The sequence below is a fragment of the Microcystis wesenbergii FACHB-1317 genome, from assembly GCF_014696875.1.
In the GTDB taxonomy this organism is placed as follows: Bacteria; Cyanobacteriota; Cyanobacteriia; order Cyanobacteriales; family Microcystaceae; genus Microcystis; species Microcystis wesenbergii_A.
Genome location: NZ_JACJQV010000136.1, coordinates 1 through 10,669, shown reverse-complemented (window position 1 = coordinate 10,669; position 10,669 = coordinate 1). Strand labels below are relative to the sequence as shown.

The 10,669-nt window shown below is 42.3% G+C and carries 8 protein-coding genes and 4 pseudogenes; 8 read left to right on the top strand and 4 right to left on the bottom strand.

Annotation, left to right across the window (positions count from 1 at the left end):
* Nucleotides 1–316: pseudogene (locus H6F92_RS11845) on the top strand (IS4 family transposase); the annotation flags it as partial.
* 212 nt (nt 317–528) lie between these two features.
* Here the strand turns inward: H6F92_RS11845 and H6F92_RS11840 are convergent.
* Nucleotides 529–2,043: an energy transducer TonB gene (locus H6F92_RS11840; protein WP_190357986.1), complete on the bottom strand. Its 1,515-nt coding sequence runs from the start codon at nt 2,041–2,043 to the stop codon at nt 529–531.
* A gap of 201 nt (nt 2,044–2,244) precedes the next feature.
* Nucleotides 2,245–2,928, bottom strand: a complete 684-nt coding sequence (locus H6F92_RS11835) for a hypothetical protein (RefSeq protein WP_190357985.1) — start codon at nt 2,926–2,928, stop codon at nt 2,245–2,247.
* 816 nt (nt 2,929–3,744) lie between these two features.
* Between H6F92_RS11835 and H6F92_RS11830 the strand changes: the two genes are divergently transcribed.
* A complete protein-coding gene (locus H6F92_RS11830; protein WP_002801686.1) occupies nt 3,745–3,957 on the top strand; it encodes a chlorophyll a/b-binding protein in 213 nt (70 codons plus the stop codon).
* A 58-nt stretch (nt 3,958–4,015) separates the two neighbouring features.
* On the opposite strand, the gene dapF is transcribed toward H6F92_RS11830, so the two are convergent.
* A complete protein-coding gene (gene dapF, locus H6F92_RS11825) occupies nt 4,016–4,861 on the bottom strand; it encodes a diaminopimelate epimerase (RefSeq protein WP_190357984.1) in 846 nt (281 codons plus the stop codon).
* A 61-nt stretch (nt 4,862–4,922) separates the two neighbouring features.
* Here dapF and H6F92_RS11820 point away from each other — a divergent pair, with 61 nt between their 5' ends.
* The 6 genes and pseudogenes from H6F92_RS11820 to H6F92_RS11795 form a co-directional block, all read left to right on the top strand.
* On the top strand, nt 4,923–5,135 hold the full coding sequence (locus H6F92_RS11820) for an Hfq-related RNA-binding protein (RefSeq protein ID WP_002756689.1): 213 nt from the start codon (nt 4,923–4,925) through the stop codon (nt 5,133–5,135).
* 360 nt (nt 5,136–5,495) lie between these two features.
* A pseudogene (locus tag H6F92_RS11815) lies at nt 5,496–5,744 on the top strand (glycosyltransferase family 2 protein); the annotation flags it as partial.
* A gap of 101 nt (nt 5,745–5,845) precedes the next feature.
* Nucleotides 5,846–6,301, top strand: a complete 456-nt coding sequence (locus tag H6F92_RS11810) for a GtrA family protein (RefSeq protein ID WP_190357982.1) — start codon at nt 5,846–5,848, stop codon at nt 6,299–6,301.
* Between the two features lie 63 nt (nt 6,302–6,364).
* Nucleotides 6,365–8,005, top strand: a complete 1,641-nt coding sequence (locus tag H6F92_RS11805) for a hypothetical protein (RefSeq protein ID WP_190357981.1) — start codon at nt 6,365–6,367, stop codon at nt 8,003–8,005.
* Nucleotides 8,006–8,325: 320 nt separating this feature from the next.
* The gene (locus H6F92_RS11800) at nt 8,326–9,498 is read left to right on the top strand and encodes a glycosyltransferase family 2 protein (protein ID WP_190357980.1); all 1,173 of its coding nucleotides are present in this window, start codon (nt 8,326–8,328) and stop codon (nt 9,496–9,498) included.
* A 287-nt stretch (nt 9,499–9,785) separates the two neighbouring features.
* Nucleotides 9,786–10,367 (top strand): annotated as a pseudogene (locus H6F92_RS11795) (ISAs1 family transposase); the annotation flags it as partial.
* Between the two features lie 188 nt (nt 10,368–10,555).
* Here H6F92_RS11795 and H6F92_RS11790 read toward each other — a convergent pair.
* Nucleotides 10,556–10,669: pseudogene (locus tag H6F92_RS11790) on the bottom strand (IS5/IS1182 family transposase); the annotation flags it as partial.

Sequence of the window (10,669 nt, the reverse complement as noted above, 5' to 3'; positions counted from 1 at the left end):
ATTGTAGCTTGGAGATTACTCTGGTTAACCTATCAAGCACGCTTACACGGAGAGGAGAGTTGTGAAAGTTTTTTGGAAGAACATGAATGGCAATCTTTGTGTGCCACTATTCAGAAAAAGAGTCCGCCACCTGAAAAGCCGCCCTCCTTGGCCGGAAGCGGTCAGAATGATTGCTTCTCTTGGGGGGTTTTTAGGTAGAAAAGGCGACGGTGAACCAGGTGTTAAAACTATTTGGTTGGGACTGCGAAGGTTACATGATATCAGCCAGACTTGGAAACTATCTCATCAAATTAGTTCCCCCATAGAACCCCCTTGAGCCATCTTGCACACTTTTCTCTTTTTGTCAAATTTTATGTTAAGAAAGATGTGACTAATGGATAGCTTGATAAGGGGGGACTAAGGGGGGATCGAATTATTGACTAGGGAGATGAGAGTTTTTTTCAGTAATCAGTAAACCTAAAACTCACATCTGATAACTCACATCTGATAACTGATAACTGATAACTGATAACTGATAACTGAAAAGGCCTAACTTTCTGGTTCAGTTTTAGCTTCCGCTGGCGGACCGGGGGGCAAAGCTTCCTCGCTCAGGGGTTGAGGATTTTGGCTAGTGGGGGGACCGGCGGGGGAACCCTCCGGCTGATTGAGAGCGGGGGTTTGGGGAGGAGTTTCTGGGGCTTTTTCTTCGATTATCGCTTCTTTGGGCGGTTCTTGCTGGGTTGGGGCCGGATTTGGCCCTGTGGTTTCGGGCGGCTTGACGTTATCCGGTTGGGGGCTAACGGCGGGTTGCGGCGGTTGATTGGGACGAAGCGGGGTTTCAATTGCCGGCGTTACGGGGGGGGAGTTACGAGTATTGAGGTTACTACCCTCTGGTTTTGGCGGATTAGCGATCGCACCTCGGCACACTTCCGGGTTAGGGGCAAAACTGACTTGCACACGATAGCTTCTCGACTCACCACTGGGATTATTAAAACGAGTCGAGCGCACTTCCCTAGCCCCCTGTTGATTGAAAATCGGGAAGCCGGCACTTTTAATTAACTGGGGTTCACTGCTGAGACGGCCTTGACCATCCACCGTCACCCCATAAACCGCCGTCCCCGCTAATTGACGGGAACAAGCCGCGGCGGGATAATTACCGGTCAAATTGACGGTAGTTATGCCTCCGCTACCCTGATTGGGCCGATTTAGTTCATTTGCGGCGTTAGGATTAGTTTTTGCGAGGCTGGCCAGCCAAGCCAGATAATTTATCGTGGCCTCATCGTTACTGGTATTGCTTTTATCCGCCTCTAGGGAGCGCAAACGTTCCCGCATTTCCCACATTAATTGTTGACGACGCTGTTCATCAATGGGCGATTGACCATTCGGCTCCGGTGTGCGGGCCAAGGAATTGTTTAATTGTTCCTGTGCCTGTTGCGATGCACTAAGAGGGGATTTTCGCAATCTATCTAAAGTTAGATTATCTTGGTAGGGATCAAAGTAAGGCGGTATCCGGTTGTTATTAGTCTCCCTCGGCAGATTATTATTGTCCGGCAGCGTGGGAACAGAAGGAGGACTAGGTAAACTGGGGGTAGAAGTGGGAAAATTGCGAGGAATCGCTAATCTACCCAGGGAGGGGATAGATGCCACGGGAGGAGAATAGATATTGACGGAGGGTAAAGAGGAGAGGGGAGGTAAAGCAGGTAAGGAAGGTAAAGGGGGAAGGGAAGAAACCGAGGGTAAAGGAGGTAAGGTGCTGTTATGGATGCCATCGATGGGGGGGAGAGGAGGCAAAGAGGAAGAGGACGAATTGGGGTTAGGCAGTTCCGGTAAGCTGGACAGGGAGGAGTCGAGACTGGGAAGACGTGACTGCTCTAGAGGGTTCAATTCAATCAGATTGACGTTGCGTAAATCCTTTTTTGGCTCCTGCGCTGGATTATTGAGGAAATTAGGTAAGATAATCGCCAAAAGCAGGCCATGAATACCAAGAGAAGCGGCGAACGAGAGATTATTAGAGTTAATTAGTTTATTTTCTTCGGTTTCTAGACCAAAATAGGAGGATGTCATAATCTAGTTAATTGAGCAGAGCCTGGAGGGGGAAAGTTAACTCTATTCTAATCGTCAGGGCGATTTTTTTTCTTGAGGGCGGGGAATTAATTGGTGTCAGTACCCCACCACCCCACACCCCACACCCCACCTGCCCCCCCGATGTCGGGGGGGTTGGGGGGGGTCACACCCTGCCCCTAGGAAAAACTTTTTCAGCCAACCCTACTTATACTGCGATCGAGCCACAGCTTTTAATTTGGGATATAATTCTGAAGGGTCTAACAAAGGGATAAACTCATCGATTACCGGTTTAAAATTAGCTGGAAAATTCTCCCCAGTTCCAGGACCGTTAGGCGATTTAGGCACTGATTCTAATTCAGGGAATTTGGGCGTTTCCGTGGTTAACTGTGACAATAATTGCTCCACATTACTCATCCCTTTACGAGGATCATCAAAAAGAGAAGTTTCTAAGTTTAGTAAAGAGTCTTTAGTCGTGGCTACTGTGCCATTACTATCGGTTTTTCCCGCTGCTGGCTCTGGATAAGGCTGCTCAAGGGTGGTAGAAAGTATATTGACCTTTTCCTGTTTAGGGATAACTACCGTTTTTTTGCCATTTAACTGGGAATCTAGCAAGTTTTTACAAACCAAGCGCTCGAATTCCCCCGTAAAATGAAAGGTAGGATGGCCGCGACGGTGCCAAATTTTGAGGATTTCCTCCACCGAAATGACTTTGTAACGTCCCTGATAGAGTGCCTCTAAAATCGCCATGCGAATCCAATTTAGCGAATAGATGGGCAACCAGCGCTCGATTAATTCTTGCGCTTTATATCCTCTCATTTCAAATCGATATTGGTTGAGTATAGTCGCTATCTGCATGAGGTTGATCTCTGGGCTAATCTCTGCCATAGAATTTACAAAAACAGTGAGCGCAATCGTTACGGCTACTAGGCACTCTATATATTAAGATTCTATTCAGGTTTTTCCTAGTGGTTTTTCCCTATTCTCCCCACACTTAACCCATTCGGCACATCTTCGCTCAAGGTCAGTTGACTCCCTAGAGTCGGGTTCGCTTTTGGCGGCAATTTATCCCCCGCTAACTCCTGTACGGTTTAACGGGACTCCTCTGGCGACCTTAAGATAGGGTTTGTCTTTCCCTTGAGCGGGTGATCGATCTCACACCTCTTTGTTACCACAACTTGGGTAATTTGTCAAGGAAAAGGCAAAATTTCCTCAATAAACCCAGAGGAGATAGAACTATAGCACTACTCTGACAGCCTAGAACCTTACCGTTGACTGACCCCAAATCCGTTTTTAATAGTGTGATTAACTCTCAAGTTAAGTAGGTGGGTGGAATTAAATATAAGATGAACGTAGGTTGGGCTTCGGCCGTGAGCTCAGGCTTCGACGGTGAGCTCAGCCGAACCGCCGAACGGTTGAAGCATGAAACCCAACGCCCGCATGGGTTACGCTACCGCTAACCCATCCTACAAATAATTGTGCCTCCCTACTTATGAATTGTTTCTCCCTGCTCCCCACTCCGCAGCTCTGGTACTCCCTTCTCCCCACACCCCACACCCCACACCCCTATACCTTTTAAACAGGATTTAGTATGACCACCCGATCGAGTTTTTCTGAGTCTCCAGAAATTTTTTGTTAAAATTTGCAACATAACTTAACAATGTGTTACACTTCTTAACATAAGCATACAAAAGGAGCCTCCCCATGACTGCCCGCGGCTACACCACCGAAGAACAAGGAAGACTGAATAATTTTGCTGTTGAACCGAAAATGTACGTTGATAGTTCCAGCGGTCTCGGTTTTACCAAAAAAGCTGAAAAATTGAATGGCAGACTAGCTATGATTGGCTTTGTCTCTCTTTTAGCCATTGAAGTATTAACCGGTAAAGGAATCATTGCTTGGATTACCAGTCTCTAAGAATTAACAATCCCGTCGCGCTGTTCGGGGAGTTCAGTCCCCGTCCTAGCGGGTTGGTTTAGACCAGATAAATGCCCTCAAAAACAGCTTTAGCAGGACCTGTCATGTAAACCCGGTTATCAGTTTCCGACCAGTGAATCTGAAGACAACCACCGGGTAGTTCCACGGTACAACTGCGATCGCATTTAGCCGTTAACACGGCCGCCACTACCACAGCACAAGCACCGGTACCGCAAGCGAGAGTAATTCCCGCTCCTCTTTCCCAGACACGCATCTTCATATAATCCGGCGCGATTACTTCCACAAACTCCACATTAGTCCGTTGGGGAAAAACTGGATGATGCTCAAATTTTGGCCCGATAGTTTCTAGGGGAATAGAGGCCAGATCATCCACAAAAATGACACAGTGGGGATTACCCATACTAACGCAAGTAACTAACCAATCTTTACCCTCCACCTCTAGGGGAACCGCGAGGACTTTTTCTGCTCCATTGACCAAAGTGGTGGGGATTTCACTGCCGAGGAGTTGCGGCGGCCCCATATCGACCGTTACCTGTTCATTGGCTTCTAAACGGGGAATTATCGTTCCTGCTAGAGTATGAATGCGATAGGTGCGGCCAATGGTGTTGTTAGCCTCTAAACGGGCGATAAATTGGGCTAGACAGCGAATACCGTTACCACACATTTCTGGTTCCGAACCATCAGAGTTAAAAATTCTCATGGTGTAGTCGGTTGCTGCTTGGCCGGGAAGCGCAAAAATCACGCCATCGGCACCGATACCAAAATGTCGATCGCACATAGCTACAGCTATTTCTGGTGTGATCAGGGGTTCGGGACTGTGACGGTTATCTATCAAAATAAAATCATTGCCCAGGCCTTGATATTTGGTAAAGGGGATTTTCATGGTCAATAAAAGCTGCTCAACAGGAATAATAGAGGATGAACACCTCATCGATAAACTCATTATGTCTCAATTTGATCCTGGTCTGCCGAGTATTAAACAAGTACAGAGCTATATTCAAGAGAAACGGGAAGTAGAAATTAAGTTAAGCACCGATGATCTCCTCGTTGGTCGCATCCTTTGGCAAGATGTTAACTGTCTATACCTGGTCGATCACTACGATAAACCCACTTTAATTTGGCAACAGTCTCTAGTTTATTTAAGACCTAAAGCCTAGGGGGAAATTGGCGATATTTGGCTGTGGGATGCGTCCCGGACGCATCAAAAATTCAGTGCCAAGCAGATAGCTTTTGAGCAAATTTAACGTCAGTTTGGGTTAAGTAGATTTGGCCATAAATTTTAGCAAATAATCAGGTGGGATGGCGAGGATAGCATCAGAATTTCAGTTGCTCGAAAATTTGGGTCAAATTGCCAAATAAAGAAAGTCAGAGAGTCGGGCAGAGCGATCGCCATTCAACTTCAGATATAGATTGCCGCTCAGAGGAAAAAGAATCAGCAGATTGTCTGCTAACAATTTGGGACACTGCTGTACATAACCTGTTATACTCTTGGGCAAAACGACTCCACCGCGATTGTTATGCTGGAAAATCAGGTCATGGCAGATGCCGTCTCCAATGAGCAGATACCTACTCTAGAATTATCGATCGTCATGCCCTGTCTCAACGAGGCGGAAACCCTGGCCACCTGTATCGGCAAAGTGCGAGATTATCTGGAACAACATAAAATTGCGGGAGAGGTGCTAATCGCCGATAATGGCAGTAGCGATGGTTCCCAAGAAATTGCCACTAATTCCGGGGCGCAGGTGGTTCCTATCCCAGAAAGGGGACTATGATCATGAGGGATTTGAATATGTGAGGACAGTTTATCTCTATTCGATATAGTGGTTACTATCGTCTAACCCAAGTTATTGCCAAAGTAATCTAAATTATGATTAATCTACTTCAAAAGAGTTTTTACAAATTTTGTTCTTTACTATCTAGTCAACAATTTCGACGATTTTTTATTTTTGGTTTAACCTGTAATATTATTTATACTGTTTCCATATATTTATTAACTGAAAAAATCAAATTTCATTACATTGCTTCGGTAGTTATTGCTCTAATTTATACAAGTTTTCTTGGTTTTTGCCTCAATAAGTTTTATACTTTTAATACAAGTACAAAAACCTTTTTCCCGGAATTGATAAAGTACTATAATGTGATGTTTTCTGGCTTATTAATTAACGTGGCTTGGATGTTTATTTTGGTAGAAGTATTTAAACTATGGTACATGGCATCGGTAGTAATTGTGAGTGCAGGTTTAATGTTTTATAATTTTTTCTTGCATAAACACTGGAGTTTTCGTGGTTTAAATAAGCATAAAAAAGACCCTAAGAGCAGATAGTTTTCCTTGTTATTAGTAGATCAATTTCCGCTTTATTTAATTTAGTTAAGTGCAGTAAATATTATGGCAAAAAAACAATTATTGACGAGAATATTTTGCGAAGATATAAACAAATTATTCTTTGTTTTTGGGATTTTATCAATGATCATTATCAAGCTTTTTTTAATCAGAAACAGTGAAATTGTTGGTCATCCAAGAGATTCCTTGCTCTATACGTTAATGGCAGATCAGAATATTTGGTTTCCTACTAATAAAGCTAAGGCAATAATTGATTATATGCCAGGATATCCGATATTTATAATGGTTTCTAATTTTCTGAATTTTTCTCTAAGAATTAGTCATGAGATTTTTTACACTATCTCTAATATATTATTAGTTTTTAGTTTTAGGTTACTAAAAATTCCTCGATATATTTGCTTAGTTATTTTTGCAATTTTGACTTTTCATATAACAACTTTTCTGTGGTTCAATACTATTTTAACTGAAACAATAGCCATTAGCTTATATCATATCCTTTTGGCTTTAACCGTCATAACTGTTATGTCAGAAAATTTAGCGCAGAAACTAATATTTTCTGTTCTTGGCGGCTTGTGTTTAGGAATAATATTCATTACCCGTCCAGAGCAGATAGTGTTCTTGCTGAGTTACCTAGTTGTTTTTGTTATTCTTGTATTAAGGAATAGAATGAATATAGCAAGAGCTATTCGAGAAGCTTTGCCGATTTGTATTATTCCCATTGCTATAAGTTTATTAATTACTACAGTTTTTACTTTATTAAATGCTTTTTTTCTAGAATTACCAGCGTTATCCATTAGTAACTCATCGGCTTTCAAAGAAACTTTTTCCCAGATTCAGAGTATAGATGATGGTCAAAATATAGATGATTTTGAGTTTGTCAATATAAATCGCCAACAATTAAAAATGGCTTATCAAGTGAGTCCAACATTGAATCAAGTCAAACCTCTAATCGAAGAAGAATTAGCTAGGAGAATTACTAGACTCGGTGGAAAAGATACTACTAATATAGAAGTAGCAATTGATTGGGTGTACTGGTCAACAATAGAAGCAATTAGAAGAAGCAATTTAACAGAAGATAGGAGTATGTATCAAGTTTTTACTCAAATTAATTCTGAACTGCAAGAGGCATTTAACGATAAAAGAATTAACCAGAAAACTTTCTCTTTTGATGATATAGATATAGGATTTTGGCTAAACAAATTTCCTCATTCATTAACTGAAATGAGTGGATATTTATTTTTGCCACGAGTCAGTAGTAAGAAATTATTACAAAATACGGATGATCCTCGAGTAACCCCTGAAATGAGATCAATATTTAATCGAGTGGCACATCGTCGAACTTATCTAGTTAACCAACCAGATTTAAATAAAGACCTTATCTTCTATTTAAACCGGATCACTCCTTTAATTCAGATCATCAATATTCTTGGAATGATATCTTTTGTAATATTATTGGTCTATTACTTGGTTAAACCTGTTCACTCCCAACTTCTCAATCAATACACATTGATTATTTCTTTTGCCTTATCTATAATTTTACTCCGCTTATTTTTGTATATTGCAATTGATCTGGCATTTTTCCCTGCACCTTCACGTTATTTATTCCCCAGTAATCCATTGCTATCGGCACTGTCAATTCTAAACTTATATGTTACAACTAAACTTTTAAGGTCATTTCGATTTTAAGCTTGATATAGCTAAGGTTTATGGCTGTGAAACCAAGATAAACTTCAGTTTTTAATTTTTCAGTATCATTTTCTCTGGGTTGTCAAATTTTTGCCCTAAGCTGTTCGTAATCTAAACCCCGTTGTTGGGATGCTGAAGGCTGTGTCTAGCTTAGATAGCTTCGGAAATCTGGATAATGAACAGCCCAATCATTATAGGTTATTGGGGACAAAGACAAGCCAATCAATTAAGGCAGCACTATTGAGCAATCAAAAATTTGTTGTCACAAATGTCAATAATCCTGTTATACTCTTGAGCAAAACGACTCCACCGCGATTATTATGCTGGAAAATCAGGTCATGGCAGATGCCGCCTCTAAGGAGCAGATACCTACTCTAGAATTATCGATCATCATGCCCTGTCTCAACGAGGCGGAAACCCTGGCCACCTGTATCGGCAAAGCGCGAGATTATCTGGAACGACACAAAATTGCGGGAGAGGTGCTAATCGCCGATAATGGCAGCAGCGATGGTTCCCAAGAAATTGCCACTAATTCAGGGGCGCGGGTGGTTCCCATCCCGGAAAGGGGTTATGGTAGCGCCCTGCGGGGAGGTATCGCCGCCGCCAAAGGTCAATACATTATTATGGGGGATGCCGATGATAGCTATGACTTTACCAATCTCTCGCCTTTCCTAGAAAAATTGCGACAGGGTTACGATTTGGTGATGGGCAATCGTTTTCAGGGGGGAATTAAACCAGGGGCGATGCCAGTATTGCATAAGTATCTGGGCAATCCTGTCTTGACTTGGTTAGGACGGTTATTTTTTGGCAGCCCCTGTGGTGATTTTCACTGTGGATTGCGCGGGTTTAGTAAACAGGCGATCGAACAATTGAACCTACGCACCACTGGCATGGAATTCGCCAGCGAGATGGTGGTGAAAGCATCCCTCTACGGCCTGAAAATTACCGAAGTACCAATCACTTTATCCCCTGACGGTCGTAGTCGTCCCCCCCACCTAAAAACTTGGCGCGATGGCTGGCGACATCTCCGATTCCTCTTAATGTATAGTCCTCGCTGGTTGTTTCTCTATCCCGGACTGGCTTTAATGTTTCTGGGGTTTGTGGCGACGATTTGGTTTATTCCTCAACCCAGAGTTCACACCCTTCTCTATTCAGCCACAGCTTTGATTATTGGCTTTCAAATCGTCAGTTTTGCCATCTTCACAAAAGCTTTTGCTATCAGCGAGGGTTTATTACCGGAAGACCGAAAATTAAGACGATTTTTGCGTTATATTAATCTGGAGGTGGGATTGAGCATTGGCGTAATTTTATTTTTACTAGGTATGGGCGGTTCACTGTATGCTTTATACATTTGGAATGCTCGACTTTATGGAGCCTTAGATCCAGCCGTGACCATGCGGATTGTCATTCCTTCCGTAACCGCTCTAGCGTTGGGAGTACAGGTGGTTTTTTCCAGTTTCTTTTTAAGTGTTTTGGGATTGAAACGAAGATAAAAATAATGGTAACTGATTGTTATCGGCTTTATTGCTTCTAAACTTATATGTTACCCTTCAACTTTCGTATACTCAAAAATACCAAGAAATAGACAATCATCCTAGTTCTTATGGTATCCGTATTAAACAGGGTAAGCTCATCTAATTTAGCAGTTAAGTAGGTAGGCACAATTATTTGTAGGATGGGTTAGCGGTAGCGTAACATAATCGGGCGTTGGGTTTCATGCTTCAACCCAACCTACGTTCATTTTATATTTAATTCCACCCACCTACTTAATCATATTCAAGCCAAAAAAGCTGACTACGTTGTCGCCCTTAAAGCTAATCATCCGACTCTTTATACTCAGGTCAAAAACTGGTTTGAGCAAGCTCAAGCACATCAATTTGATGGTATTCAATTTAGTTATGATTACCATCTGGAAAAAGGTCATCATCGCCTCGAAAAACGTTGGTGTTGGGCTGTACCCTTAGAAGCTTTCGGCGGTCTTTATCAACAGGCTCAATGGCAAGGACTTCAAAGTATTATCATGGTTAAACGAGTTCGTCATCCTGGTCATAAAACCACTTGTGAAGTCCAATTTTATCTCAGTTCTCTCCCCGCTGATGCTCAAAAAATAGGTAATGCTATTCGTAAACATTGGGGCATTGAAAATCAGGCTCATTGGATTTTAGATGTTACTTTTAATTAAGATAAATGTCGGATTCGCTCTGGTCACAGCCCTCGTAATTTTGCATTCTTGAGACGAGTAGCACTTAACGCTCTTAACCAGGAATCCACTTACCGACGTAGTCTGGCACAAAAAAGTCAACGGGCGGCCATGGATAATAACTATATGATGGCTGTGCTGAAAGCCTTTTGTCAAGCCTAATTGAGATGCTCTTACCCTGGGTGATTCTGGCAAGAGCATTTGTTCGCTTGACTTGCTGTTCTTACTTATTATACTATAACAGTCCTTGGGCTATCAATTTTTCGAGATACCCAACTATGTAAACAAATATATTATGAATCAAGGCATTGACTATTTTAATCGTGGACATTAGACCTCCTGCAAAAGTCCTATTCAGCTACTTGATGATAGCCTAAAGCAAGTTCATAGTTGTAAATGCCAGCGATTAAATTAAATCTCAGACCAAAACGCCGTCTCCGATTCCTATATCTTGATGATAAAAT